This is a genomic window from Pararhizobium sp. LjRoot238, assembly GCF_964252955.1.
GTDB lineage: Bacteria > Pseudomonadota > Alphaproteobacteria > Rhizobiales > Rhizobiaceae > Pararhizobium.
In genome coordinates, this window is sequence record NZ_CAXUPP020000004.1 from 102,985 (window position 1) to 129,705 (window position 26,721).

The window sequence follows — 26,721 nt, forward strand, 5'->3', positions numbered from 1 at the left end:
AGTGCACGCTCGCGCTGACGACGAAACTGAGGCCGGATACCCTGACCGCCTGGCTCTCGAATGACCCTTCACCGATTTCACCGCGTTTGTGGAACAACACAGCGCGTTTGAACTGGTGGCAGATCAATTTCACCGGCGTCTACTTCTCGTATGGCAAACTCCACACATGCCCGAAGGCTTCAGGGCGCTTCGCCTTCCATCCGTGGCAACATTTATGGTTCCGCCCCTTTCAGATGTAGTCGCCAGTTCGAAGCCCCGCGCCGAACAGCCTGCGGGTCTCGAACTTCACCTGCGGCGCTTTGCTGGCTGGCTAGTTGCGGAGAAAATCCAGAAGCACCGCGTTGAACGCCTGCGAGTCTTCGACATTAACGATATGGCTGCCACGCAACGATAAGTGCCGGCCCCACTGCACACGGGCGGCGATGTATTCCAGATCGGATGGCGCGCATACCGGGTCGTCATCGCCGGAGATGGCAAGTAGCGGATTGGCGATCTGCTCGATTTCTTCCCTTAGGTCGGCGCCGGCAAGCGCCGCGCAGCACCCGGCGTAGCCGTCGACCGATGTCGCTGCAAAGCCTTCCAGCACCGCGCCGACGACACCGGGTTCGGCGGCCCTGAACGTCGGGGTGAACCACCGCTCGGCCGTGGCGGCGGTGAGAGGCGCAAGCCCGTTCGTCCGCACATCATCCATCCGCGCGGCCCAGCCTTCGGCGGTACCGATCTTCGCCGCCGTGGCGCAGAGGATGACCTTGTTGAGGCGCTGGCCGGCGTTGATGGCCAGCCACTGCCCCGTCAGGCCGCCGATCGACAAACCGCAGAAATGCGCACGCTCGATCTCCCGGGCGTCAAGCAGGGCCATCACGTCGCTGCCGAGATCGGCCAATGAATAGGGTGGTGGCGGGGCCGACGACTGGCCGTGACCGCGGCAATCGTATCTCAGAATGCGAAAGTGCCGTGACAACACGGCCACCTGCGCGTCCCACATGTGAAGGTCGGTTCCGAGCGAGTTGCAGAATACGAGCCAGGGCGCAGCCGGGTCGTCTCCGTCGATGGTGTGATACAGGCGATGGCCGGGAAGATCGAGGTAATACATGAATTCAGTCACCCGCATTGGCGGAAGCCGCGCTTATCGCGGTTCCCGTATTGACCTTGTCGCACGGAAGAAGACGGTGCGATGGCGAAAAAGTACATGGCGGGGGCCAGCGGTTCGTGCGGCAACCCGGGCAGAGGCCGCCCCGGCCACAACGACCGGAGAGATGCATCCGCACGCCGGTTCCCCTGACCGCTGGCCGTCGCCTTATGCCGCCGCCAGGGCTATGGCGCTCGAGCGGCGCGCGTTGCTGACCGCGAACACCAGCATCGCCACTGCCGAGATGACCGCCGGAATGGCGAAGATCAGGAAGTTATGCTGCAGCGGAAATTCCTTCGCCAGCAGCAGGCCGCCAAGCGTGGGGCCAACGATCGCGCCGATGCGTCCGACGCCGGAGGCCCAGCCGAGACCTGTGGAGCGCACGGAGAGGTTATAGAGCTGCGCCACGCTGGCATAGAGCAGGATCTGCGTGCCGATCGTGGTGGCACCGGCAATGAACACCATCAGGAACAGCACTCCGGCAGGCAGATTGAAGCCGATCAGCGCGATCGATACCGCGGCAGCGGCGAAGAAGCCGACCACGACCTTCGGAAGCCCGAACCGATCACCAAGCCAGCCGCCGGCGATTGCCCCGGCCATGCCGCCGAAATTGAGGGAGAAGAGGCTCAGCAGGCTGGCCCTTTCGGCATAACCGGCTTCCTGCAGCACCTTCGGCAGCCACGAGGACAGAAGATACACCAGCAACAGGCAACAGAAGAATGCCACCCAGAGCATTGCCGTGCGCAAAGCGCGCTGATGCCGGAAGAGCTCCGCGACCGAGGCGGCGGCCCCCTTCGTTTCGGTAAAGGTCAGCTTGTCGTCGGCGGACAGACGCGCGGACGGGGTGATCTTCGCATAAATCCGCTTGGCCTGCTCCTGCCGGCCCTGACGGATGAGGAAACCGAGCGACTCAGGCAGTTTCCATAGGATGACGGGAAGCATGAGCAGCGGGACCGCGGCGATGTAGAACATCGGCTTCCAGCCGAATTGCGGGATCATGCCGATGCCGAGCGCCGCGGCGACCATGCCGCCGACGGAGTAACCGGAGAACATCAGCGCGACCATGGTGCCGCGAAGGCGCTTGGGAGCGTATTCGTTCATCAGCGCCACGGTGTTCGGCATCAAGCCGCCGCAGCCGAGACCAGCGATGAAACGGAAAATCTTGAATTCCGTCGGTGTGCTGGCGAAACCGGTCAGCAGGGTGGAGACGGTGAACAGCAGGAAGCTGATCGCAATCCCTTTCTTGCGGCCAATCTTGTCCGCCAGCGGGCCGAAAATGAGCGCGCCGAACATCATCCCGAACAACGCCCAGGCCTGTAGCGCGCCCGCCTCCGGTTTGCTCAGCTGCCATTCGGCCATCAAGGTCGGCAGCACGGTTCCGGCGACGAAGACATCGTAGCCGTCGACGATAAGAAGTAGGGCGCAGAGCCCGACCACCATCCACTGAAAGCGTCCGACCGGGCTGTTGTCTATGGCTTCATTCACATCGATAGCGCGCATGTTCGCTCCTCCTCGAGTCGTTATGCAGGTCAGTCCAGAAATTTCAGCCGAGATCTCCTCCGGCGACCGGCAGCACGCTGCCGGTGATATAGGACGCCTCGTCCGAGGCGAGAAACAGGATCGGCGCGGCCTGCTCGTCGATCGTGCCGTAGCGCTTTATGAAGCTCGAATGCTTCACCTGCTCCACGACGTCGGCCATCCAGCCCTGCTCCGCCGCCGTGTCGCCGGCGGCATTGCGGGGGATGCGGCGCGGCGGTGCTTTCGTACCGCCGGGCGCCGTGGCGACCACGCGGATGTTGCGCTCGGCCAGTTCCATGGCCAGCGAGTGGGTGATGGCATTCACGCCTCCCTTTGCCGCCGAATAGGGCACACGATGGATGCCGCGCGTGGCATTCGAGGACACGTTGACGATCGTTCCGCCGTCGCGCTCGAACAGATACGGAAGAACCGCATGGCAGCAGTAAAGGGTCGGCATCAGGGAACGATGGATTTCGGCGTCGATCTGCTCTGGCTCGAACTCCGAATAGGGGCGCATTCGGATCGCGCCGCCGACATTGTTGATCAGAATATCGATGCCGCCGAATTTTTCCCTGGCAAAGCGCATCGCCGCCGCTGCGCCCTCATAGGTCTCAAGATCCGCGCTGAAGGCCACCGCATCCTCGCCCTTCACTTCAGCCGCCACGTCGGCGACGAAGGCAGCGCGGTCGACGAAGAGCACCTTGCCGCCCTCCTCGGCGGCGCGTTGCGCCACCGCGCGACCAATGCCTTGCGCGGCGCCCGTGACGACCAGCACCTTGCCCGCGAAGCGGTCCGTGAAGCGTGCCGTGCTCATGCGGCCTCCTTCGCCACGGCGTTTGGCGTGAACTTTTCGTAGTGGAAGCTGTTGGGCTTGACGCCGTTGTCGTCGAAATGCTTGCGAACCGCATCGACCATCGGCGGCGGGCCGCAGAGATAGACGTCGACATCGCCGCCGTTGAGCGCCTCGCCCGGCATGTGGTGGGTCACCCAGCCCTTGCGGGGATGGCTGGAGGCTTCCTCGGCGACCACTGTGGTGTAGGTGAAGTTGGGCAGCCGGCCGGCATAGGCCTCGACCTCGTCAACGAGGACCAGGTCCAGATCGCGAGTCACGCCGTAGATCAGGTGAACCTGCTGCTGCGAATTTTCGCGGGCCAGCACCTCCAGCATGGACAGGAACGGCGCAAGCCCCGTGCCGCCGGCCAGGAACAAGAGCGGTCGTTCGACCTTGCGCATGTAGAAGCTGCCGAGCGGGCCGGTCAGGTCGAGTTTCCCTCCCGCTTCGGCGCGCTCCAGCCAGCCGCTCATCACGCCGCCCGGGATCTTCTTGATCAGAAAGCCGATGCGCTTCTCGCCGGGCGCGGTGCTGAAGGAGTAGGAACGGTGCTGGCCGCTGCCCGGCACGTCGATATTGACGTATTGGCCGGGCAGAAAGGCTGGCGCATCGGCATCCACGTCCAGTTCCAGCATGATCGCCGCATCTTTGTGCGGCGCCACCCTGGCGACCGTGGCGGCAAAGGTCTGCTGTCCGGTCTTGCAGGCGACGGAGGTCGTCGGCACGGCGATGACGCAATCCGACGTCGGCTTCATCTGGCAGGCAAGGATAAGGCCGCTCTCCGCCTCGTCCGCGGTCAGCGCATCGTCGATATAGTCGTCGCCGAGTTCGTAGGAACCGCTTTCGGCACGGCACTTGCAGGTGCCACAGACGCCGTCGGAACAGTCCATCGGCAGGTTGATCTTGCTGCGGTAGGCGGCATCGAGCACCTTCTCGCCGTCCTTGCAGTCGATGAAACGGGTAACGCCGTCCTCGAAGTTCAATGCGATGTTGTAGCTGGCCATGGAACCCTCCTCAAAAGTTTCCTGCCCGCCCGGCGACGCTCGTCAGATGTGATAGACGTCGATGACCTGGCGGATGTAGTCGTTCTTCAGCACGATCTTCTTGGCTGAAATCAGCAGCTGGTCGCCGCTGCGGCGCAGCGTGACGAACATGGTCCCGAAGAAGTGATCGGTGACCTTGTAGCGATGGTTGAGCGTGTTGAAATTGTAGCGGACGTCCACCTCCTCGCCGCGCACGTCCAGCACCTCGACATTGGTGACGTTGTGGCTGGTGCGCGGCTCCGGCGTCGATGCGCCGGATCGCTCCGTCTTGATCCGGAAGACCCGGTCTTCCAGGCCCTCGCGATTGGGATAGTAGATCAGCGAAATCTGCGCGTGCGGATCCTCGGTGATCTGGTCATCGTCGTCCCAGGCCGGCATCCAGTAGGTCACGTCCTTCGCATAGCAGGTGAGCCACTCATCCCACTCGCGGTCGTCCAGCAGGCGCGCCTCCCTGTAGAGGAAGGCGCAGATGGTTTCGTAGGAGATGCTCATGCCGCCACCTCATTCCGCTCGCAGGCGAGCGCTTCGCGCATCACCCTGGCCCAGTATTCGTGCTGGCGCACGAAAAGGCCCTCGTCCTCGCTGCGCTCGCCCGAAAGCAGCGGGTTCATTCCCATCCGCCTTGCATTGTCGTCCGGACCTTCGATCCAGAGCGGCGCGCCGCGCGACATGTCGTTCCAGAGCGCGGCGATACCGGCATAACCGGCCTGGCAGGCTCGGAATTCCTCGAGGTCGTCGGCCGTGCCCATGCCTGAGACATTGAAGAAATCCTCGTACTGACGGATGCGAAGCGCGCGGTTCTCGGCGCTTTCGCCCTTCGGCGCAAAGCAGAAGATGCTGATCTCGGTTTTGTCTACGCTGATCGGCCGGGTGACGCGGATCTGGGTGCTGAACTGGTCCATCAGGAAGACGTTCGGATAGAGGCAGAGATTGCGGGTCTGGTTGACGATGAAGTTCGCCTTGTCCTCGCCCACGCGCGCCGTGATCTCCTCGCGCGCGCTGTAGACGGGGCGCACCTCCGGGTTCATCGTCCGGGTCCAGAGCAGGATATGGCCGTTTTCGAAGCCATAGACGCCGGCGGTCGACTTGCTCCAGCTGTTGGCATCCACCGCCTTGGTGCCCTCTTCGGCGCGGCGGCCCATGGTCGCGGCGTAGTTCCAGTGCACGGAGCTGACATGGTAGCCGTCGCAACCGTTCTCCATCTGGAGCTTCCAGTTGCCGTCATAGATGTAGGAGGAATTGCCGCGCAGCACCTCCAGCCCGTCCGGCGCCTGGTCGACGATCTGGTCGATGATCACCCTGGTTTCACCGAGATAATCCTCGAGCGCGGCGACATCGGCGTTCAAGCTGCCAAACAGGAAGCCGCGATAGCTCTCGAAACGAGCAACACGCTTCAAATCGTGCGAGCCGTTCTGGTTGAACTGCGGCGGATACTGGGTTGTCTTCTCGTCCTTCACCTTGAGCAACTTGCCGGTGTTTGAGAAGGTCCAGCCATGGAAGGGACAGGTGAAGCTGCCCTTGTTGCCGTGCTTGCGACGACACAGCATGGCACCCCGATGGGCGCAGGCATTGATCACGGCATTGAGTATGCCGGTCTTGTCGCGCGTGATGACCACCGGCTGACGGCCGATATAGGTGGTGTAATAATCGTTGTTGTCGGGGATCTGGCTCTCATGGGCCAGATAGACCCAGTTGCTCTCGAAGATGTGCTTCATCTCGAGCTCGAACAATTCGGCATTGGTGAAGATGTCGCGCCGGCAGCGAAACACGCCGGCCTCCTTGTCATCCTGCACCGCCGTTGCAAGCAACTGGTCGAGGTCATGGGCCTTTTCGATAGACATAGTTCTTCTCCCGCTCGCGGCGCACCTCTTCCCGTGCGGCCGTTGCAACAATGTCGAATTCGCGATGTTCGGGCGGCGGCCTCTTTCAGCCGCCGCGGGGGGTCTTACGCCGCGGCGCGCTGGCGCTGCTCGTTGACCTGATTGTCCACGCCGTTCACGAGCGCGGTGAGATGAATGTCGAATTCGATCTCGGCGAACGGACCGGTGAGATTGTTGGCCTTTATGCTGGCCTCGTCGGTGCGCTCGGTGATGGCCGGAACGAGACCGTCACGGGTTGCGTAGGCGAAGTCGTCGTTGACCAGCGGGTCGCCGTCGATGTTGATCTGGGTGGTCAGCTTGCGGTGGCCATCGGCACTGATGAAGAAGTGGATATGCGCCGGACGCTGACCATGGCGGCCGAGCGCGGACAGCAGCTTTTCGGTCGGGCTGCCCGGAGGAACACCGTAACCGTGCGGCACGATGCTCTGGAACTTATAACAGCCCTTCGCATCGGCGATGATCGTGCGGCGCATATTGAACGGCGCCTGTAGTCCGGTCGGGTCGAAGTGTGAGTAGAACCCGCGGGTGTCGCAGTGCCAGACTTCAACGGTCGCGCCCGGCAGCGGCTTGCCGCCGGCGTCGTAAACGGTTCCGTGCATGATCAGAGTACGGCCGTTGGTGTCCCTGCCGTCGTCAAGACGGGCAAAGCCTTCCAAGGCCGGGGCGCCGGCCACATAGAGCGGGCCTTCGATGGTGCGCGGGGTCGGATTGCTGATGCCGAGCGCCGCGTCGATCGCGTCGAGGCGCTCGTCGAGGAAATGGTCTAGGCCGAGACCGGGCGAGATCAGGCCGGCCTGTCCCGCAGCACCGAGTTCGTTGAGCCAGGCAATGCCGGTCCAGTATTCGTCAGGGGTGATGTTGAGGTCGTCGATTGCCTTGAACAGGTCGGACATCACCCGATGAACGATCTGCTTCATGCGCGGATTGCCGCCGTCATTGTTCAAGCCGCTCAGAACCTTCAGGAAGTCCTGCACCTCGGGCTTGTCGAAAATCTTTACTTCCATTGCCATACTCCTCCTTCTTGGGTGTTGTGAAAGCCGATCGGGACGCTCGCCATCCGGGCAGAACGCCGCTCCCGGCGCCTTGCTCAGCTGTCCTCGTCGCGGATCGAAGACGGATGCCGCACCAGCGGCGTGACAGTGATGGTCATGAACTTGAACAGGGGCAGACCCGACAGGATCTGGTGCAGTTCGTCGTTATCCTTCACGTCGAAGATGCTGTAGTTCGCGTACTCGCCGACGATCCTCCAGATGTGGCGCCATTTGCCGCTGTGCTGCAGTTCCTGCGAATAGGCCCGCTCCCTCGCGATGATGTCCGCCGTCTCCTCCGGGGCGAGGTCTCGCGGGATGCTGACATCCATGCGAACTTGAAACAGCATGGTCTGGCTCCTCTACTTCGCGATGCTTACGGTCTTGCGCAGTCCATCGCGCTGGAAGAACCTGACGCGGTCCTCATCCAGCGTGATGCCCAAGCCGGGTCCATCGGGAATGGTCAGTTGGAAGTCGCTGTAATCCAGCGGCGTCGCGAGGATCTCCTCGGTCAACAGGAGGGGCCCGAACAGTTCCGTGCCCCATTGCAGGTTGGCGAAGGTGGAAAAGGCATGAGCCGAAGCGACCGTCCCGAAGGCGCCTTCCAGCATGGTGCCGCCGTAAAGTTCGATCCCGGCCGCATCGGCGATCGCTGCCACGCGCAGCGCATTGAACAGGCCGCCGCTCTGCTCGACCTTGACCGCGAACACATCAGCGCCGTGCACCCTGGCGATCTCGAAGGCCGATTCCGAGCCGTGCAAGGATTCGTCCGCCATCAGCGCCACGGAGAAGCGGCGCATCAGACGCGCCAGCCCCGCGGCCGACGCGACCGGTTGCTCGACCAGTTCGCAGCCGGCGTCGGCCAGCGCCGCCATGCCATAGACGGCCTCGGTCTCGCTCCAGGCCATGTTGACGTCGACGCGCACCGCACCGCGGTCGCCCAGCGCATGCTTGATCGCGGCGACATGGGCAATATCCTCGCGGATCGGCCTGGCGCCGATCTTCAACTTGAAGACCTTGTGCCTGCGGATGGAGAGCATCTGTTCGGCTTCAGCGATATCCTTTGCCGTATCGCCCGAGGCGAGCGTCCAGGCGACCGGAAGGCGATCGCGGCGGCGCCCGCCGAGCAATTCGCTGACCGGAAGCCCAAGCCGCTTGCCGTGTGCATCGAGCAGCGCGGTTTCAACCGCACTCTTGGCAAAGCGGTTCTCCTTCACCATTTTGCCGAGCCGCGCCATCAACGCCTGCACGCGGGAGGCATCCTGACCGACCATCACCGTCGCGAAATAGGTGTCGATGGCCAGCTTCATGCTTTCCGGGCTTTCGCCGCCATAGGCCAGCCCGCCGATTGTGGTGCCCTCGCCTACGCCGACGATGCCGTCGCTGCAGCGAACTTTGACCAGCATCAGGGTCTGGCCATTCATCGTCGCCATCGACAGCTTGTGCGGGCGTATGGTCGGAAGATCGACGAGCAGAGTCTCGACACGTTCGACGAGCGGGAACGCTGCTGCAATCGGGACAACGGATGTTGAGGTCGTGTTCATGGTTCGAATTTGCGCCGACCAAGGAGCGTCGTCCAACATCATTTGCGTCTGCTATGATACCTATATGGTATCATATCGCAAAAAATGCTAACCTATCTGCACTTACCGCACCTGCAACATGTGATAAACGGTGGTAAAATAGTCATAACGGATTGGACCAAGGATGGATCTTCGCCAGCTGCGCTATTTCGTGGCCGTCGCGCGGGAGCGAAATTTCACGCGCGCCGCCCAGACGCTGCACATCGCTCAACCGCCGCTGAGCCGACAGGTCCAGTTGCTGGAGGATGAACTGGGCGTCCCGCTCATCATCCGCAAGGTCCGGCCCGTCCGGCTGACGGAGGCGGGACGGCTGTTTTACGAACAGGCTCTGCAGGTGCTCGGCCGGGTCGAGCAGATGCAGGCGGCAACGCGTCGGGTCGGCCTGAACCAAAACAGCGTGCTTTCCATTGGCTTTGTGGCGTCGACCTTGTACGGCGGACTGCCTTCATTGGTGCGAAAGCTGCGGCAGCACGCGCCGGAGCTGGACATTCAGTTACTGGAAATGGTCTCTGTCCAGCAGATCCCAGCGCTTAAGGAAGGCCGCATCGACATTGGTTTCGGTCGCCTGCGGCACAGTGACCCGAACGTGGTCGGGACGGTTCTGCGTGAAGAAAGTTTGGTCGTGGCAATTCCGAAAGGCACGCCGCTCGCCCAGGATCCTTCGCCCCTGCGGGTCGCGGCGCTGGCCGGCCAGAAGATCATCGTCTACCCCAAGGAGCCGCGACCCGGCTATGCCGACCATGTGTTGAGCCTCTTGCACGGCCACGACGCGCGGCCGGCAGAAGTGCAGGAGGTGCGGGAAATCCAGACAGCCTTGGGCCTGGTCGCCGCTGAAGCCGGCGTGTGCATCATCCCCGCCTCCGCGCGCCAGATGCGCTCGGACGTGCACTATCGGCTGCTCGACGGTAAGGGCGCCACCTCACCGGTGATCCTCAACCACCGGGTCGGCGACAATTCGAGCTATATCGACCTCGTCAAGCAGCTGATCGAGGAAATGTATGCAGAGGATCCGCCCTGGTTGGACCTGGAACACAATCTTCTTCACCGTCCGCTTCTTAACCGCTAGGCCAGCTGAGCACGTTTAGAAGTGTTGGCATTCTGTGTGTACGCCTTGAAGGGATCCGAACCGAAGAACATGATATTCTGAAGCGCCTTACGCGCCTGTTTCTGCCGTTCTGGCTTCGTATTTGACATCAGCGCCCCCTAACCGCTGGCGAGTTTTTGTCGCAATGTAGTCCCAAGCCGACTGCGTATCCGACCTTATGGCCTTATTCGCACCATCCGTGAATCCCGCCTGCTGCACCAAATATGCGGAAGAACCCTTGTTCGTCGATCGTGTCCCGGGAGGTTCTCTAATCGCGGTTGTCAAGCTGGGCTCAGTTGGTATCGCGGGTCAGGCTCATGGTTCTCTTCGAGGTCGGTATTTCGACCGCCTCATCATGGCGTTGGATAGGCTCAGTCGACCAATGTGGTGTTCGCGGTTATCTGGACGAACCAGCACTCGCATTCCTGGGATCGGTCTTGACTGCGCCACCGTCCTGACCGGACGATTTCGCTGATCTCAGCAAGGCATAGACTTCGTTGCGATCATGCAAGCTCGTTTGGATCTTGCGACGACCAGCGGAACGGCTCGCCGGATATCCACATAGCATGAAGGATCACGGCGAGTTTTCGAGCCACGGCAACTTTAGCTTTGCGATAGCCGCCCCGCCGCGCAATGCGCAGCCCCCAACTCTTCAAAGCAGAGAACCGCGGAATACGTGTCAGTAGCGCGTTGGCCGCCTCGTATAGGCTGCGTCGAAGAAAGTCGTCACCCCGCTTCGAGACGCGTCCGGATCTCATTGTCTCGCCGGAGGCATAGATGCGGGGTGTCAGGCCAAGGTATGCTCCGGCACTGGACGATCGTTTAAATCGTGCCGGATCATCAATGGTCGCAGCGAAGCCGAGCGCAGTTATCACCCCGACACCGGGTACTGACATCAGGCGACGCACTACAGTGTTTTGCCGCGCTATCGAGCGTACTTTCCCATCGAGACGACGGATCTGCTCGAGGACGCCGGCGCGTGCCCCCATCAGCGCTTCCACCACAGCTCGGATTGTTGGAGACGCATGCAATTCGCCGTCGACGATCTCCTCGGCACGCTTGGCAAACCCGCCGACGCGTTTACCGAACAGGATGCCAAAGGTGCGTAGAACACCTCTGATCTGGTTTTCAAGGTCGCAACGGATTTGTACGAATTGGCTGCGGGTGGCAAGGAGCGCCCGCGCCTCGTGGCTCGCTGTCGATTTTACATGAACGCTCTTGCACCAACCGGTACGAATGATCTGCGCCAGGCCGATGGCATCGTTGCGGTCTGTCTTGGCGGGCATCATCTGCAAAGCTGCATGAGCGTGGCGAGCGTCCATGCAGATGATGGGAACGCCACGCTCTCTCAAACCATTCCAAAGCCAGACCGACAACGGACCGGTCTCAAGCCCTGCACGGGTTACGGCAAACGGCTCCAGCGCCTCCCCAATTGCGTCCGGACATGATGCTACCTTCCATTCGGCAATAATGCGGCCCTCGTCATCAACGATGCAGATCGAGGTCGTTTGCTGGCTGACATCCAGTCCGGCATAATACTTCATGGTGGTTCTCCTCATAGCTTCGGCACACTGGCCACGGTCAACAAGGGACAGTGTGGAGAGCCGCCGCCCTGAAGGCTAGGCCCTGAGCGATTACGCTATGTGGTGTAAGTCGCGGCTGAAGGCCGTGCTTTCCGACATAGAGCCGGAGGGATATCAGCGGGCCACAGCGGGCAGACTGATTTGCGGATCATCGCTCATTTGCGCCATGGTCTCAAGTGTCAGGTACCGGGCGCGTTGGACGGCCCATTCGTCATTCTGTTCGAGCAGCAGTGCGCCGACGAGACGGATGATGGCTTCGTCGTTCGGAAAGATGCCGACGACCTCGGTGCGTCGCTTGATTTCGCCGTTGAGACGCTCGATTGGATTCGTCGAATGCAGCTTTGCCCGGTGCTCTTTCGGGAAGGTCATGTAGGCGAGCACATCCTCTTCAGCGTTGTCCATGATGGTGGCGAGCTTTGGAACTTTCGGTCTGATCTGATCGGCGACGCTGCGCCATTGAGCGCTGGCTGCCTCCGAGGTCTCCTGGGCAAAGGCCGTTGCGATGAAGGCCGAGACGACCCGCCGGCCGCTCTTGCCGGCATGCGCGAGCACGTTTCTCATGAAGTGGACCCGGCATCTTTGCCAGGTGGCGCTGAGAACCTTGGTGACAGCCGCCTTGAGGCCTTCATGCGCATCGGAGACGACAAGCTTGACACCGCGCAATCCTCGGCGGGTCAGCCGGCGCAGGAACTCCGTCCAGATCGGCTCGGCTTCGGACGTGCCGACTTCCATACCAAGTACCTCACGCCGGCCGTCGCTGTTGACGCCGACGGCGATGATGACGGCAACGGAAACGATGCGCCCGCCGCGGCGGACCTTCAGATAGGTGGCATCGATCCAGATGTATGGCCAGTCACCTTCAATCGGCCTGTCGAGGAACGCCTTCACCTTGACGTCGATCACTTCGCACAGGCGGCTCACCTGGCTTTTGGAGATGCCGCTCATGCCCATGGCCTTGACCAGATCGTCGACAGAACGGGTCGAGATGCCTTGGATATAGGCTTCCTGGATAACGGCCGTCAGAGCCTTTTCCGCCATCCGACGGGGCTCTAGAAAGCTTGGGAAATAGCTACCCTTGCGCAACTTAGGAATGCGCAGTTCGACGGTTCCGGCGCGCGTCTCCCAATCGCGGTCACGGTAGCCGTTGCGCTGGGCGAGCCGCATCGGGCTCTTCTCACCGAAACCAGCACCGGTCGCGCCGCCAACCTCCAGCTCCATCAACCGCTCGGCCGCAAAGCCCCCTCGGACTTGATCCGGGGGCATCTCGCGCAATAAATCTGCGTCGGCGCTCTTCTCAACAAGCGAGCGCACGTTCATCATGTCATTGGTCATCGGTGGTCTTTCCGTCAGGTTGGTCTTCGACAACCCGACCCTATCGGAAAACACTGATGGCCGCCCGCAAAGCCGATCACCCGCTACAACGCAACGAGAAGCGCGCGGGCGTTCGGCTTTGCTACCTCCCGCCACCTACACCACCTGCCGGGACGCGATCAACATCTCCGGCAACGGTTGCGTGAGCTTAGCGCGGGTTGCCTTCGATTGCTGCGCTCGCAGGCGGTGCTGCAAGCTCTACCGGCTAGAAATCAAAATAGATGGTCACTCCCGACCGCCGGTGGTACGGGTAATGGTCACGATAGCCGTAATACCCGTCGTAATACCCGTAATGGCGAGGGTAGCACCTGCCGTAGTAGCGGCAGGAACGGGAAGCGTACCGCCTGTTCCAGTGGCGATCCGCGCGCCAATGACGATGACGCCAGTGATTGACCTGTTCGACAGCACCGGTCTGCACTTGCTCGGGCTTCGGCACGAAGATGGGCGCGGCATTTAGCGGCAAGGTGAAAGACGCAGCCAAGGCTACGGCTGCGAGGGCGGATAACAGCTTTGTCATCATGGACTCCTCGTCGTTGGCTATCACATTAAGCCATCGAGCCTGAACCTCCGGTGAACGGCAAAGCGGCGGCCTCACCCGCCTTCGCACTTCACCTATCCCGGCTTGGAGCCTTAAGACCTTCACAACGGAACTGATCGCTTCCCGACAGATAACGCCGACGATCGCCGCCGCGCATATCGCGATGGCGAGGACAAGCCCCGTTTGTTTTATGAGGTTTACAGAGTCCGCATGCCGCAATTCGCGGACGTTTTCTCTTGTGAGTCGCAGCAATTCTCGTATACCCGCCACTGCGAACCAAGTGCGTAACTTCAAGGATTTGACGTAGCGCCTGCGGCGTTCCACTTGGCAAAGATGGAGTGGTGCTAAGCTCCTCACGCGCGCTTGGCGTCTCTTGCCCGATCGGAAGCAGGCGTCGAAGTGCCGAATTGAAATTGTCTACTAACGGTTGGGCGTGAGCTTTGACGAATGAGAAGACCTCGTCGTCAACTTCAACCTGATGCGTTCGCATGGGGGTGGTCTCCTTTCCATGCAAAGCAATGTACAGCCCAACTTGCACCAACGTGACGTCGTATCGACAGGTCACCCAATCCCTTTCCTCGCCCCCTCCTTTTCTCGGGTGGGAGCTATCGGCACCTGGACCTGCAGACGCCCATTGAAACGCCGTGCCTCGCAATGGATCCACGGCTGGTGATTTGTCGGACTGACGCCAACGGCCTCCGACTACGGTGTGGATGTCGCGGTTCGGTCTGCGCCATGCGAACTCAAGGGGGCGTGCACGCAAGCGCGATACCGTCCGCAACTTCCTCACAACGGTCCGAGAGATTTCCTGTTGCTACTCTGATGTGATTGCTCGGGGAAATCGAAAACTTTGCGCCGGGGTGTACGGCAATGCCCCTGGCAGCCATCGTCACCATCGCGAACGGTTCCGATGAAACCGGAACCCAGCTACAAAGTCCCATCCCATCCTCCACGGCGACATTGCGCGCGCGCAGCGCGCTCGTCAGATCGTCCCGTCGTTTCTGATAGATCGCCCGGGCGCGCTCCAGGGTCTCTTCCGTTGCCGGATCGCGAAGCAGCCAGGCAGCCGCCGATTGCAGAATTCTGCTGGTCCAGCCGGCGCTGAAACTGCGATAGGACTGAATCTGTTCCACGATCACCTGGGAACTCGATAGAACAGCCAGGCGCAGGTCCGGCCCCAAGGTCTTCGAATAGGACAGGATATGGATCACGCGGTCAGGGAAACGGTCTCCCAGGGAATGCCGCGGCGCGGCGGAAATATCGGCCACGCCGTCATCCTCGATGATCAGCGTATCGCTTCCATCCAGGACGTCGGCCAAGGAATCCAGCCTTGTCTTGCTGACACTTTGGCCCGTCACCGAATGAAGGCGCGGCTGGAACAGGAATGCAACCGGCTTGTACTTCATCGCGTTCTGCAGCGACGACGGTAGCGGCCCGTTCCTGTCGCATTGCACCGGCAGGATGCGAACACCGCGATCCTCGAGGATATCGAGGAGACGCATGGCTGTCGGATTCTCGATGGCCACGGACGCGCCGGGCGTCACCAGCGCATGAAGCAACGTGTAGACCGCGTTGTAGCCGCCGTTTGTGGCGAGAAACGCCTCCGGCTCATATGGCCATGTCCGTCGCGCCGCAGCCTCGAGTTCCGGCAGAATACGGCTGCGTTCATAGCTATTGAGGTCGTCGGCGGACGCACCATAAGCCAGGGCCTTCTCCAGTTGTGGCAAAAGACGCACGTCCGGCACGGCACTTGTAAGATTAAGCACGCCCTCGCCGTAATTGCCCGAACTCGCCAGTCGCTCCGGTTTGGCGATGAAGCGGTCACCGCTGACCCAGGTACCGTTGCGGCCGCGGCCGCTGATGATCTTCTGGCGGCGCAATTCGCTCCATGCTTGGGAGATGGTTGCCGGGCTTATGCCAAGCACGAAGGCCAGGTCACGGATCGCTGGCAGTTTTGTCCCGACCGGCAAGGCACCAGCGCGGATCAAAGCGCTGGTTTCCAACGCAATTCCGCGAATGGACTTGTCGCTGATTTTTTCGGCAAACCATTTTGCACTGCGAGTTTCGCTCATTTTTACACCGTGTTTAAATGTTCAATAACGTAATAACATTTGATCAATGAAAATTGAACATTTATTTACACGCTCAGTATCCATTTTTGTGAGCGACCTGCATGCCTGTTACCCTACGTCTGGCTCTACGCGATTGGGATTACATGACCCCGCTCGTCCTTGGAGATGTTTCGTCCGCTCGCCTAGACGTGAAGGTCGACAGGGTCGGCACCCTGATCTCGCATGTGGGCAGAGACGAAGCCCATGATGCCGCCGAAATGTCCTTCAGCCGGTATGCTCAGCTTCGTGCTGATGACGACGACACGGTCGTTGGTGTTCCCAACTTCATCATGCGCGGTTTTCGTCATCGCTGCATCATCACCACGAAAAGCGGCCCGATCACGCAGCTCGGCCAGCTCGCAGGCAAGCGCATCGGCGTCACCGGCTGGCGTGATTCCGGCAACACCTGGACCCGTGCGGCCCTGCGTCGCGAAGGCGTGGGCGTCGAGGATGCGACCTGGTTTGCTGGCCGCTTGACCGAGGCCCATCCGATCACCGACCGTCTCGATGGCTTTGGCCGCCCTGGACGTATCGAAGCGGTGCCCGACGAGCGGCCGATGATGGACCTGTTGCGTGAGGGTGGTCTGGACGCTGTTTTCACCCCCTTCATGCCGGACGGGTTTTTCACTGCAAACTCTCCCTTCCGCCAGGTTTTGAGCGATTTTCGCAGCGCCGAACTCCAGTATTTCAACGATGTGGGCTATGTGCCCGGCATGCATCTGATCGGCATCAAGACTGCAATCGTTGAAGAGCATCCATGGCTTGCCGCGGAACTGAGCGAGCTGATCGACGAATCCCAGCGCGTCTGGACCGCCAAGCGCCGCAAATACGCCGAGACGACGCCATGGATGTTCGATGAGATTCTCAAGGTTTCGGCTGACCTTCCGGCGAACTGGAGCGACAGCGGCTTTGACGCCAATCGGGTGATGATCGCAGGCTTTTCCAGCGAATTGCACGCGCAGGGCATTCTTCCACGGACACTGACGCCGGAAGAGCTCTTTCCGCTCTACGCGAATTCGCATCGCCCACAACTCGCCGTGAGCGGATCCTAAACTCATTTCTATCAAAACCAAAAAAGGGGAATACGAAATGCCATTGAAATCCATCACATCCTTCATCCTTGCCAGCGTCCTGTTGTCGGGCATTGCCATTGCCCAGGAAGCAGCACTCCCGAAACTGGCCATTGACGAAGCGTTGCACGCAAAGCTTCCGGAAAGCATCAGAACCGCCGGCACGATGATCTCCGTCAACAACGGTTCCTTTCCTCCCTACGAGATCGTCAAGGGCACCGAAATGACCGGCGCCAGCGCCGACCTGACGGAAGCACTCGGACAGGTGCTCGGCGTCAAGATTGAACACGCCACGGTCGGCGGTCTGCCGGCGCTTCTTGCAGGCATCAATTCCGGCCGGTATCAATTCGCCTTCGGCCCCGTCGGCGACTTCAAGAGCCGCGAGGAAGCCAACGACTTCGTCGACTGGGTTCAGGAATTCGTGGTTTTCGCCGTTCAGAAGGGCAATCCCAATGGCATCACCTCGCTGGATACGGCCTGCGGACAGCGCGTCGCCGTCATGGCTGGCGGATCGGCGGAACGCGTGATCCAGGCGCAACTGGAAAAGTGCAAGACGGACGGCAAGAATCCCGTCGAGATCCAGTCCTTTACCGACCAACCAAGCTCGATCCTTGCCGTCCGGTCCAAGCGTTCGGATGCCTTCTTCTCCTCGCAGGCGCCTCTCACCTATTTCGTGTCGCAGGCGAATGGCCAGCTTGAACTCACCGGCGTCGGTCAGAAGAACGGTTTCGACAATCTCTATCAGGGCGCGGTCGTGCCGAAGGGATCGCCGCTCGGCGAAGTGCTTCGCGACGGCATCAAAGTTCTTATGGATAATGGCACCTATGCTGCCATCATGAAGAAATGGGGTCTTGAGAACAACATGATCAAGGAACCCGGTATCAACCTCGGCGGGACCTTGCCAAAATGAGCGCCCATAGCCAGAAAAACGCATCGCCTTCGGGCGGTGCCGACCCCCGCGATGTCGCAAACGCCCATCAACCGTTTCGCACAGATCGCCTTGTCCTTTGGGTTGGAACCCTTGCGATCGCCGCAAATTTTGCATGGATCGTCGCTAACAACGAAAATTTCGGCTGGCCCGTGGTCGGTAGATATTTCTTCGACCCAACCGTCATCAGCGGTCTCTACGTCAGCCTGGGTCTGACGGTCGTCGCCATGCTGATCGGCATTGCCCTCGGCCTACTGCTTGCGATCGCGCGGCTGTCCTCGGATCTGCTGGCCCATTCCCTTGCCGGCCTCTTCATCTGGTTCTTCCGCGGCACGCCGCTGCTGGTCCAGTTGATCTTCTGGTACAATCTGTCGACGCTGTTTCCCACGTTGTCGATCGCTATCCCTTTCGGCCCGACACTGGCCAGCTGGGATACCAATTCGGTGATCACGCCGATGACGGCCGCAATCGTCGGGCTTGCCTTGAACGAGGCGGCTTATATGGCTGAAATCATCCGCGGCGGTCTTCTGTCCGTCGACAGGGGACAGGCGGAAACGGCGGAAGCCTTCGGCATGACACGCGCCCGCGCCCTTCGCCGGATCATCATACCGCAGGCGATGCGGTCGATCGTCCCACCGACGGGCAACCAGCTGATCAGCATGATCAAGGCCACCTCTCTGGTCAGCGTCATCGCCATGGCAGACCTGCTTTATTCCGTGCAGTCGATCTATAACAGCACCTTCGAGGTCATCCCGATGCTGCTTGTGGCCGTGATATGGTATCTCCTCATCACCTCTGTCCTCAATATCGGTCAAGGCTACATCGAGCGCTACTACGGCCGCGGAGAGCGGCGAACGGACGACAGCGCCAAACTGGTCAAGGCGGCGGGCATCCCGGAAAACTCGGCCGTGCCGTCACCGATCCTCGCACAGGAGGCAAGCCATTGACCGCTATTGCTACAGGCGAGCCGCTCGTGCGTGCCCGCAATGTCCATAAATCTTTCGACCAACTGGAAGTCTTGAAAGGCATCGATCTTGACGTCGCACCCGGCGAGGTCGTCGTCATTCTCGGGCCGTCCGGTTCCGGAAAATCGACCTTTCTGCGTTGCATCAATCATCTCGAAGCAATCAACAAGGGTTCGATCGAGGTCGATGGAGAGCAGATCGGCTACCGTTTGCGAAAGGAGCGGCTGGAGAAACTTTCGAACAATGCGATCGCCGTGCAGCGGCGCAAGATCGGCATGGTCTTCCAGCAGTTCAATCTCTATCCACATATGACGGTGCTGCAGAACATCATCGAAGCGCCGGTCGGTATCCATGGGGAAAGCCGCAAGGCGGCGACGGAAAACGCCCTGAGGCTTCTGGAACGGGTCGGTCTTTCAGCCAAGGCCGACAGCTATCCGCGCCATCTTTCCGGCGGCCAGCAGCAGCGCGTCGCGATTGCGCGGGCGCTCGCGATCAAGCCGAAGCTGATGCTGTTCGACGAACCGACCTCGGCGCTCGATCCCGAACTCGTGGGCGAGGTGCTGTCCACGATGCGGGACCTTGCAAACCAGGGGCTGACCATGATCGTGGTGACCCATGAGATCGGCTTTGCCCGTGAGGCGGCCGACCGGGTGATCTTCATGGACGGTGGCTACATCGTCGAACAGGGCAAGCCGGAAGACGTTCTCGGCAACCCGCAGCATCAGCGCACGCGAAGTTTCCTGGCGCGCTTTATCTAGCAGACGACCCCTCGTCCATTTGCGCACCGTCAGCGCCGCGGCTTTGCGGTGCTGCGGCGCCTCCTTGTTCAATGATTGGAATATTCGATGACACGCGACAATGCCTTTGCCCGCATTTCTGATTTCGAACCGTTAGAGGAGCAGCTGCTCACCACGCGGCACTATCTTCACGCCCATCCGGAGCTTTCTTTCGAAGAGGCCGACACGGCGCGTTTCGTTGCGGAAAAGCTCGAAGGGTGGGGCTACGAAGTTGCCCGCAATGTTGGCGGCCATGGCGTCGTTGCTCGTCTCAAGGTGGGAACCGGCACCAAGAGCATCGCCATCCGCGCCGACATGGATGCGCTTCCGATCGCGGAGGAGACGGGCCTTGCTTATGCGAGCAAAGCCCCCGGCAAGATGCATGCCTGTGGCCATGATGGCCACACCACCATGTTGCTGGGGGCTGCCGAATACCTTGCGCGCACCCGGCGCTTCGACGGGACGGTCAATCTTATATTCCAACCTGCCGAGGAGGCGGGTGTCGGCAGCGGTGCTCAAGCAATGATTGCCGATGGACTGTTCGAGCGTTTCCCCTGCGATGCGATCTTCGGGTTGCACAATCACCCAGGCGCGCCGGCAGGCAGTTGGTTAATGCGGAGCGGGCCTTTGATGGCAGCAGCAGATACGGTGAAGATCACCATCACCGGGAAAGGTGGACACGCGTCCCGGCCGCACTTGACGGTCGACCCGGTTGTTGCTGCCTGCAATCTCGTCGTTTCATTGCAGTCGATTGTTTCCCGGAATGTCGATCCGACACAAACGGCTGTTATCACAGTCGGCTCCATCCATGCCGGCGAAGCGTCCAATGTCATTCCGAATACGGCGACGCTTTCGCTGAGCGTCCGGTCCTTCGAGCCGGGAATAAGGGAGATACTCGAAACCCGGATTCGCAAACTTACGACCGCCGTTGCGGAGGGGCATGGCGCGAGTGCCGAAGTCGCCTACCTCCACGGCTACCCGGTCGTCGTCAATTCGGAAGAAGAGACGGAATTCGCCCGCAGCGTGGCAGAGGAACTCGTCGGCACAGACAATGTTTCGACATGCCATCTGATCCCCGGAAGCGAGGACTTCGCCTATTTTCTGGAGCACAAGCCGGGAAGCTTCCTTCGCCTCGGCAATGGAATGAGCTCAGAAATTCTCCACAGCTCGAAATTCGATTTTGCCGATGAAAATCTGATCGTCGGCGCGGCACTTTGGTCCCGTTTGACAGAAAGGTTCCTAAGCTAATGCTGTCCGGGAAGCCTTTACCTCAATGTGTGGGATACCTCCGAGGAAGAGCACCGCTTGAGCTGTGAATAAACGCAAGTCGCGCGCTTCTCGACATGCCAGTAGATCATGACGCCACGCCCGCCGTAACGTGCATGCCGTGCCCGCGTCTCCCCATACTGCAGCACTGCGGATCGCCAGTGTCGCGTTTGCAACTCGTGCGCACGCCTCCCTCAACGCCGGCGCATGGATGAAACGGCGGTGGACAAGCGTCCGAAGAAGCGGAGCCCCAGCCGGTTGTCGTAGCCGCCGCAGGCCCGAAAACGAACGTAATCACCTTCCCCAATGCTGCATCTTCGGCCGACGCGGTTTTGCATGCCCTTTGACACATCATTCGGCGCCAATTCCGACCTCTAACGGGTGCACACAGCTGAATATTACTTTTCCGAGAATCTATCGAGCGGCGCTGCGCGACTAGGTGCACACTCTTTCTCCAGATCGCTCGCCCTACCCGGATCTTGGCAAAATGAAGCAGGTCCGCTCGATCGCCGCCGGCAATCGCTGCTCCGTCGTCGTTCGCCGGCACCAGAGCTTCGACATGGCGCACGCATATCTGATTGGTCTTAAAGACGGAGACCAGTCAGAGCGATATGACACAATCTGCCAGAGTGATCAGGAGCCTCAGTGCATTATTGGCACACAGATATCCGGTAGGCCGGTTTCGGGAGCCCATTGTCAATTTCTGAAGGGAACAGGAATGGCGATAGCGCAATGGGAAATAATTTCCTACATTCCCGCAGATCGCCAAGATCAATCGTGAACGCAGTGGTCGCGAAAGCGCAAACATGTTGGAAGATCGGTTTCTCAAGCGCCTGAGTAAGAAAGCCCGGAAGGGATTGCGGGGATGGCCAATTGCGACGATTGCCTTCTACGGTCCGGACCTGAGCCAAGCGACAAAGGTCGCTGTTGGCATCGTCCCATCCGAGAATGCAGCCGTGGAAGAGTTGCGCGACTGGAAAGTGGAACGTGGCGATGTCCGCGCCGACCCCGGCATTGCCCGTGAGATACTCGAATTTATCGAGGAGCATCAGGCGCGATCCGTCGTGATGACCGATGGCATCATTGGGTGCCCTCACCAAGAAGGGATCGATTACGAAGGCGAATGGTGTCCAGTTTGCGAGTTTTGGCACGGACGAGATCGCTTTACGGGGCAGAGGGTCCAATAGTTCTGTTGCAAGGGTGAGGCTTATCGTAGTCTGCCAGAGACGACGGATTGAGACGGCCGTGAGCGCCGATAACGCCGCCGGGCTAACGCGGCTTTCGAGTTGCCTTTAACTCGGCCCTGTCGGCCCGAAGCTGCGAAAAAGGCCAACTTGGCGAACGACGACAGTACATCGTGACAATCGAGATTGGTTGTTGCAAAAAATCGGTCGCAGAAAAGCGATTTTAATCGGGATTTTTGCGACAGATTGACGAATCGGCATTGGACCGACATCCTGAGTGTGGCGTGGCCTGCGCCTAACCTCCCAGACCTTCCCCAGCATGGTCTTGAACGGAGGCAAAGGGACTTTCGTCTCAGGTCACTATCTTGGTCCGATCGTTTCGGGCGGGTTGCTGGGGAACTGCGTCCGGGACGTGAAAGGCCTGACAATGACGCAAAATGGAAATCTCAAACGCCGTGTACGCGCTCGCGCAACCAAAACCGGCGAATCTTACACCGCAGCTCTCCAACACATCCGTCAGCCAGCGGACAATCCCGCGATCCGTTCAATACGGTTGGCTGTAGCGCAAACATCACTGTTCAACGATCCCCGTGACATTTCGGCGCTTCACGCCAGCGGGGCAGAGGGCGCTGCTTTTCATACTGACCAATATTTTGATGCAAATTTTGGTCAGTAACCGAGTCAACCCTTGCTACTGACCAAAATTTGTATATATTTTACGGTCAGAAGGAGGCGCTGTTATGCCTGATCCCACATCCGATACACTGGAGCGCATTCACGACCGTATTGCCAAGGCCGCACCTGCCGGCGTCTGGTCGCGTGCCGATTTCCTGGATATCGGAACCCCCAACGCTGTCGAAAAGGGACTGCAGCGGCTTACCAACCGAGGCGCTATTCGTCGCCCTCACCGAGGCCTGTACGACAAGCCAACCACCAGCCAATTGACCGGCAAGATGGTCTTTCCGCCGCGGGCCTCATTCATCGATGCGATTGCCCGGCGCGACAAGCTACGGGTATGCGTGGACGGCATGACCGCCGCCAACGACCTTGGTCTAACGACAGCCGTCCCGGCGCGCTCGACGATCTACGCCGACACGTATCCAAGGCCGATCGAGATCGAAGCCAATGCCAGCGACCCGAATGCGACGAAACCGGTTATCTATACGCTGGATTTCAAGCGCATCTCGGCAAAGACCGCTTTTTGGGCGGGACGACCGGCAATGCGTGTAGTCCAGGCGCTCAATTGGTTCCGGGACGGACGATCCAACTTGGACATCGTTGTCGAGGGTATCGCGCGCCACCTGGCGCAAAACCCGCACCGGGAGGCGATCGTCCAGGACCTGCGCGAAAACATCCACGCCATTCCCGCCTGGATGTATTCGGCCGTGGACGCGATAATCCGTGCTCCGCGCGTCTCAACCCACGAAACACTGGAAAAGCATGAAACAGGCGTTCATTGAAATCCTCCGCTCGACCGTGGATGAGCGCAGGGCGCTCTTTTCGGCCGTGGCTTCCGATCTGGAAACACGAGCTGAGAACATTGAAAAGGATCTATATGTCTGTTGGGTGCTCGACTTTCTATTCAATCGGCGCACGGCTGATCCCGTACGCCTTTACTTCAAGGGCGGCACCAGCCTAAGCAAGGCGTATGGTCTGATCCGACGCTTTTCCGAGGATATCGACATCGGCATCTACAAGGCGGACCTGAAGGTGCCGCTTGAGGCCGAGATAGCGGCTCTACCCTCCGTCAATCAGCAACAGAAGACGCTTGCCGATCAGGTCGACGAGGCAGCACGACAATATATCGCCGGTCCTCTCAGAGACTTGCTGAGCAACGAAATTGCCACCATCGAAGGAGAGACCGGACACGCCGGGCATTTCACACTCGACTTCGGCTACGACGCCTATCGCAAGAAGGACGCTCTCGACATTCTGGTTCTCCGATAAAAGAGCGTGTTTGATACGAGCGGCGGTTATGTCGAAGCAGCCGTGCGTAACCTGCCTTTCGGCGTTCAACGGCACATCGAGAATAGAGATTCAGTCCGGGAGCATTGCCGATGCGTCGCGAAGAGCGATCCGGTTGGCCGGATCCCTCTTCGCATCGAATGACGACCGTGGTTCCGAAATGAAACCCGTTACATCATGCCGCCCATGTCAGGCATGCCGCCGCCGGCAGCATCTTTCTTCGGAAGTTCTGCAATCATGGCTTCGGTGGTCACGAGCAGGCCGGCAACCGAAGCTGCGTTCTGCAGGGCCGTGCGAACAACCTTGACCGGATCGACGATACCCATGGCGATCATGTCGCCATATTCGCCGGTCTGGGCGTTGTAGCCGTAGTTGTCGGTGTTGCTTTCGAGGATCTTGCCGACCACGATCGAACCTTCGTCACCGGCGTTCTCAGCTATCTGGCGAACCAGCGACTGAAGCGCCTTGCGGACGATGTTGATACCCGCCGTCTGGTCGTCGTTGGCACCCTTGATGTCGAGAACGATCGAGGCACGCAGAAGCGCCGTGCCGCCGCCGGGAACGATACCCTCTTCGACCGCAGCGCGTGTCGCATTCAGCGCGTCGTCGATACGATCCTTCTTTTCCTTGACTTCGATTTCAGTCGCACCGCCGACGCGGATCACGGCGACGCCGCCCGAAAGCTTGGCCAGGCGCTCCTGCAGCTTTTCCTTGTCGTAGTCGGAGGTTGTTTCTTCGATCTGAGCCTTGATCTGGGCAACACGACCCTCGATCTCCGGCTTTTTGCCGGCACCATCGACGAGAATGGTATTCTCTTTCGTAATGGTCACCTTCTTGACGCGGCCGAGCATTTCGAGCGTGACGTTTTCCAGCTTGATGCCGATGTCTTCGGAGATGACCTGGCCACCGGTCAGGATGGCGATGTCTTCCAGCATGGCCTTGCGGCGATCGCCGAAGCCCGGAGCCTTGACGGCAGCAATCTTCAGGCCACCACGCAGCTTGTTGACAACGAGCGTTGCAAGCGCTTCGCCTTCGACGTCTTCCGAGATGATCAGGAGCGGCTTGCCGGTCTGAACGACGGCTTCGAGAACCGGGAGCATGGCCTGCAGGTTGGAAAGCTTTTTCTCGTGAAGGAGAACATAGGCGTCCTCCAGTTCGGCAACCATTTTCTCGGCATTGGTGACGAAATACGGGCTCAGATAACCACGGTCGAACTGCATGCCTTCGACGACTTCGAGTTCGGTTTCGGCGGTCTTGGCTTCTTCAACCGTGATGACGCCTTCATTGCCGACCTTCTGCATCGCGTCAGCGATGTACTGGCCGATTTCCGTTTCGCCATTGGCGGAGATCGTGCCGACCTGGGCCACTTCTTCCGAAGTGCTGATCTTCTTGGCCTTGGCGACAAGACCCTTGACCACTTCTGTCACTGCAAGATCGATGCCGCGCTTCAGGTCCATCGGGTTCATGCCGGCGGCAACAGCCTTTGTGCCTTCGCGAACGATCGCCTGGGCGAGAACCGTTGCAGTCGTCGTACCGTCGCCGGCGATGTCGTTGGTCTTCGAAGCAACTTCGCGGACCATCTGGGCGCCCATGTTCTCGAACTTGTCTTCGATCTCGATTTCCTTGGCGACAGTCACACCATCCTTGGTGATGCGTGGTGCGCCATAGGCCTTGTCGATGATGACGTTACGGCCCCTGGGACCCAGCGTTATCTTGACGGCGTCTGCGAGGATGTCGACGCCACGCAGCATCTTTTCGCGCGCGGTGCGGCCGAACTTGATTTCTTTGGCTGCCATTTTAAAAACTCCCGGGCTGGTGCCCAATTGGTTTTATGGAATTGTGGAGAAGGGAACCGGCCAGGATCAGCCGATGACGCCCATGATGTCGGCTTCCTTCATGATCAGAAGCTCTTCGCCGTTGAGCTTGACTTCCGAGCCCGACCACTTGCCGAACAGAATGCGGTCGCCAGCCTTGACGTCGAGCGCGATCAGCTTGCCGCTATCGTCACGAACGCCGGTGCCGACGGCAACGATTTCGCCTTCCTGCGGCTTTTCCTTGGCGGTATCCGGAATGATGATGCCGCCCTTGGTCTTTGCTTCAGCCTCGATACGGCGCACGACGACGCGATCGTGCAGCGGACGAAATTTGGTATCAGCCATTTTGGGTTCCTTAGCGGGATCGTAGCCGAATGGCTTCTCCCATCGAATAACAGTAGCACTCTCTACCTTAGAGTGCTAGCGATCATTCGGCAGCAGGCGACAATGATAATCCGGTGTAGCCAAATATTTAAAACATCGACCCGGTTTAGTATGCTAGAGAGACGCGGCTATCCGATTAATACGGGAGGCCTGCAATGAAATCGTTCTTCGATTCCTTTTATCACTTTGACTACGTGCTTTTTCTCATCAAGTGGACATTGGCGTTGTTCTTGATGCTTGGCGCCTATCTGGCGCTACACGAGGCATATTTCTAGAGAACTTGTTCGGCTGACCTTCCTTTTACGTCCACCAATTCACATGTGACGACGCGCGCCGTCAGTTTCCTGAAGCGCGACCAAAGGATCATTGAGATGATTAAGTTTCGCCCAAAGACTGAAGCTGAAGAGAAGAAGCAACCCGCTGCCCCTGCGCCAGGCAAACCCGACACCACGAAGTTTCCGGATGCGAAGAAGTCCGCGGGCGACTAAACGCGCGCGGGTTTGTACCAAGAAGCCCAGCGGCCGCCGAGGCTTCCAAGAACGCGGCCCAGCCGGGGAGATAACGCCTGTGAGATCATCTGAAATTACGCGACCACGATATCAATGGCGGCCGCTGGAGCTCTCTCCGGAAAATGATTTCATCGGCTTCGACGGAGAGATCCTGATCGGG

The 26,721-nt window shown here is 59.9% G+C and carries 23 protein-coding genes and 3 pseudogenes; 10 read left to right on the top strand and 16 right to left on the bottom strand.

The window, feature by feature from the left end; translation table 11 throughout:
• Positions 1–310: 310 nt before the first annotated feature.
• The 9 genes from pcaD to ACSQ3F_RS26845 all read right to left on the bottom strand — a co-directional run bounded on the left by pcaD (position 311) and on the right by ACSQ3F_RS26845 (position 8,974).
• Positions 311–1,093, bottom strand: a complete 783-nt coding sequence (gene pcaD / locus ACSQ3F_RS26805; RefSeq protein WP_436103220.1) for a 3-oxoadipate enol-lactonase — start codon at positions 1,091–1,093, stop codon at positions 311–313.
• Between the two features lie 204 nt (positions 1,094–1,297).
• The gene (locus ACSQ3F_RS26810) at positions 1,298–2,629 is read right to left on the bottom strand and encodes an MFS transporter (protein WP_436103221.1); all 1,332 of its coding nucleotides are present in this window, start codon (positions 2,627–2,629) and stop codon (positions 1,298–1,300) included.
• A 43-nt stretch (positions 2,630–2,672) separates the two neighbouring features.
• On the bottom strand, positions 2,673–3,461 hold the full coding sequence (gene benD, locus ACSQ3F_RS26815) for a benzoate diol dehydrogenase BenD (protein ID WP_436103222.1): 789 nt from the start codon (positions 3,459–3,461) through the stop codon (positions 2,673–2,675).
• Complete coding sequence (gene benC / locus ACSQ3F_RS26820; protein WP_436103223.1) at positions 3,458–4,483, bottom strand: benzoate 1,2-dioxygenase electron transfer component BenC; 1,026 nt, start codon at positions 4,481–4,483, stop codon at positions 3,458–3,460. The genes benD and benC overlap by 4 nt, the downstream gene beginning before the upstream one ends.
• Before the next feature lie 42 nt (positions 4,484–4,525).
• Complete coding sequence (gene benB / locus ACSQ3F_RS26825; RefSeq protein WP_436103224.1) at positions 4,526–5,014, bottom strand: benzoate 1,2-dioxygenase small subunit; 489 nt, start codon at positions 5,012–5,014, stop codon at positions 4,526–4,528.
• Positions 5,011–6,363, bottom strand: a complete 1,353-nt coding sequence (locus ACSQ3F_RS26830; protein WP_436103225.1) for a Rieske 2Fe-2S domain-containing protein — start codon at positions 6,361–6,363, stop codon at positions 5,011–5,013. Before ACSQ3F_RS26830 ends, benB begins: the two co-directional genes overlap by 4 nt.
• 104 nt (positions 6,364–6,467) lie before the next feature.
• The gene (gene catA, locus ACSQ3F_RS26835; protein WP_436103226.1) at positions 6,468–7,406 is read right to left on the bottom strand and encodes a catechol 1,2-dioxygenase; all 939 of its coding nucleotides are present in this window, start codon (positions 7,404–7,406) and stop codon (positions 6,468–6,470) included.
• 83 nt (positions 7,407–7,489) lie between these two features.
• Positions 7,490–7,780 carry a muconolactone Delta-isomerase gene (catC, locus tag ACSQ3F_RS26840; RefSeq protein WP_436103227.1) on the bottom strand — a complete coding sequence of 97 codons (291 nt, stop codon included), beginning with the start codon at positions 7,778–7,780 and terminating at the stop codon, positions 7,490–7,492.
• Between the two features lie 12 nt (positions 7,781–7,792).
• Complete coding sequence (locus ACSQ3F_RS26845; protein WP_436103228.1) at positions 7,793–8,974, bottom strand: muconate/chloromuconate family cycloisomerase; 1,182 nt, start codon at positions 8,972–8,974, stop codon at positions 7,793–7,795.
• Positions 8,975–9,137: 163 nt separating this feature from the next.
• Between ACSQ3F_RS26845 and ACSQ3F_RS26850 the strand changes: the two genes are divergently transcribed.
• Complete coding sequence (locus tag ACSQ3F_RS26850) at positions 9,138–10,079, top strand: LysR family transcriptional regulator (RefSeq protein WP_436103229.1); 942 nt, start codon at positions 9,138–9,140, stop codon at positions 10,077–10,079.
• Positions 10,080–10,600: 521 nt separating this feature from the next.
• Here ACSQ3F_RS26850 and ACSQ3F_RS26855 read toward each other — a convergent pair.
• The 4 genes from ACSQ3F_RS26855 to ACSQ3F_RS26870 all read right to left on the bottom strand — a co-directional run bounded on the left by ACSQ3F_RS26855 (position 10,601) and on the right by ACSQ3F_RS26870 (position 15,661).
• The gene (locus ACSQ3F_RS26855; protein WP_436103230.1) at positions 10,601–11,641 is read right to left on the bottom strand and encodes an IS110 family transposase; all 1,041 of its coding nucleotides are present in this window, start codon (positions 11,639–11,641) and stop codon (positions 10,601–10,603) included.
• A gap of 153 nt (positions 11,642–11,794) precedes the next feature.
• Positions 11,795–13,012, bottom strand: coding sequence for an IS256 family transposase (locus ACSQ3F_RS26860; protein WP_436103231.1), 1,218 nt, complete (start codon positions 13,010–13,012; stop codon positions 11,795–11,797).
• A 244-nt stretch (positions 13,013–13,256) separates the two neighbouring features.
• On the bottom strand, positions 13,257–13,568 hold the full coding sequence (locus tag ACSQ3F_RS26865; RefSeq protein ID WP_436103366.1) for a hypothetical protein: 312 nt from the start codon (positions 13,566–13,568) through the stop codon (positions 13,257–13,259).
• Between the two features lie 764 nt (positions 13,569–14,332).
• The gene (locus tag ACSQ3F_RS26870) at positions 14,333–15,661 is read right to left on the bottom strand and encodes a PLP-dependent aminotransferase family protein (RefSeq protein WP_436103232.1); all 1,329 of its coding nucleotides are present in this window, start codon (positions 15,659–15,661) and stop codon (positions 14,333–14,335) included.
• A gap of 101 nt (positions 15,662–15,762) precedes the next feature.
• On the opposite strand from ACSQ3F_RS26870, the gene ACSQ3F_RS26875 reads away from it, so the two are divergent.
• From ACSQ3F_RS26875 to ACSQ3F_RS26895, 5 genes are all read left to right on the top strand, one after another.
• The gene (locus ACSQ3F_RS26875; RefSeq protein ID WP_436103233.1) at positions 15,763–16,752 is read left to right on the top strand and encodes a nitrate ABC transporter substrate-binding protein; all 990 of its coding nucleotides are present in this window, start codon (positions 15,763–15,765) and stop codon (positions 16,750–16,752) included.
• A 37-nt stretch (positions 16,753–16,789) separates the two neighbouring features.
• The gene (locus ACSQ3F_RS26880) at positions 16,790–17,680 is read left to right on the top strand and encodes an ABC transporter substrate-binding protein (protein ID WP_436103234.1); all 891 of its coding nucleotides are present in this window, start codon (positions 16,790–16,792) and stop codon (positions 17,678–17,680) included.
• Positions 17,677–18,645 (top strand): amino acid ABC transporter permease, encoded by a 969-nt coding sequence (locus ACSQ3F_RS26885; RefSeq protein ID WP_436103235.1) that lies wholly within the window; start codon positions 17,677–17,679, stop codon positions 18,643–18,645. The genes ACSQ3F_RS26880 and ACSQ3F_RS26885 overlap by 4 nt, the downstream gene beginning before the upstream one ends.
• Complete coding sequence (locus tag ACSQ3F_RS26890; protein WP_436103236.1) at positions 18,642–19,421, top strand: amino acid ABC transporter ATP-binding protein; 780 nt, start codon at positions 18,642–18,644, stop codon at positions 19,419–19,421. Before ACSQ3F_RS26885 ends, ACSQ3F_RS26890 begins: the two co-directional genes overlap by 4 nt.
• Before the next feature lie 87 nt (positions 19,422–19,508).
• The gene (locus ACSQ3F_RS26895; RefSeq protein ID WP_436103237.1) at positions 19,509–20,687 is read left to right on the top strand and encodes a M20 aminoacylase family protein; all 1,179 of its coding nucleotides are present in this window, start codon (positions 19,509–19,511) and stop codon (positions 20,685–20,687) included.
• A gap of 32 nt (positions 20,688–20,719) precedes the next feature.
• On the opposite strand, the pseudogene ACSQ3F_RS26900 reads toward ACSQ3F_RS26895, so the two are convergent.
• Positions 20,720–20,933: pseudogene (locus tag ACSQ3F_RS26900) on the bottom strand (Tn3 family transposase); the annotation flags it as partial.
• A gap of 578 nt (positions 20,934–21,511) precedes the next feature.
• Here ACSQ3F_RS26900 and ACSQ3F_RS26905 point away from each other — a divergent pair.
• The 4 genes and pseudogenes from ACSQ3F_RS26905 to ACSQ3F_RS26920 all read left to right on the top strand — a co-directional run.
• The gene (locus ACSQ3F_RS26905; RefSeq protein WP_436103238.1) at positions 21,512–21,892 is read left to right on the top strand and encodes a hypothetical protein; all 381 of its coding nucleotides are present in this window, start codon (positions 21,512–21,514) and stop codon (positions 21,890–21,892) included.
• Positions 21,893–22,208: 316 nt separating this feature from the next.
• Positions 22,209–22,514: pseudogene (locus ACSQ3F_RS26910) on the top strand (carbon-nitrogen hydrolase family protein); the annotation flags it as partial.
• A gap of 115 nt (positions 22,515–22,629) precedes the next feature.
• Positions 22,630–23,349: a DUF6088 family protein gene (locus tag ACSQ3F_RS26915; protein WP_436103239.1), complete on the top strand. Its 720-nt coding sequence runs from the start codon at positions 22,630–22,632 to the stop codon at positions 23,347–23,349.
• Positions 23,330–23,833: pseudogene (locus ACSQ3F_RS26920) on the top strand (nucleotidyl transferase AbiEii/AbiGii toxin family protein); the annotation flags it as partial. The gene ACSQ3F_RS26915 and the pseudogene ACSQ3F_RS26920, both read left to right, overlap by 20 nt.
• A 191-nt stretch (positions 23,834–24,024) precedes the next feature.
• Here ACSQ3F_RS26920 and groL read toward each other — a convergent pair.
• Together groL and groES are read right to left on the bottom strand one after the other, a co-directional pair.
• Positions 24,025–25,650 (bottom strand): chaperonin GroEL, encoded by a 1,626-nt coding sequence (gene groL, locus ACSQ3F_RS26925; RefSeq protein ID WP_436103240.1) that lies wholly within the window; start codon positions 25,648–25,650, stop codon positions 24,025–24,027.
• A 66-nt stretch (positions 25,651–25,716) separates the two neighbouring features.
• Positions 25,717–26,013, bottom strand: coding sequence for a co-chaperone GroES (gene groES, locus ACSQ3F_RS26930; RefSeq protein ID WP_436103241.1), 297 nt, complete (start codon positions 26,011–26,013; stop codon positions 25,717–25,719).
• Positions 26,014–26,721 lie beyond the last annotated feature (708 nt).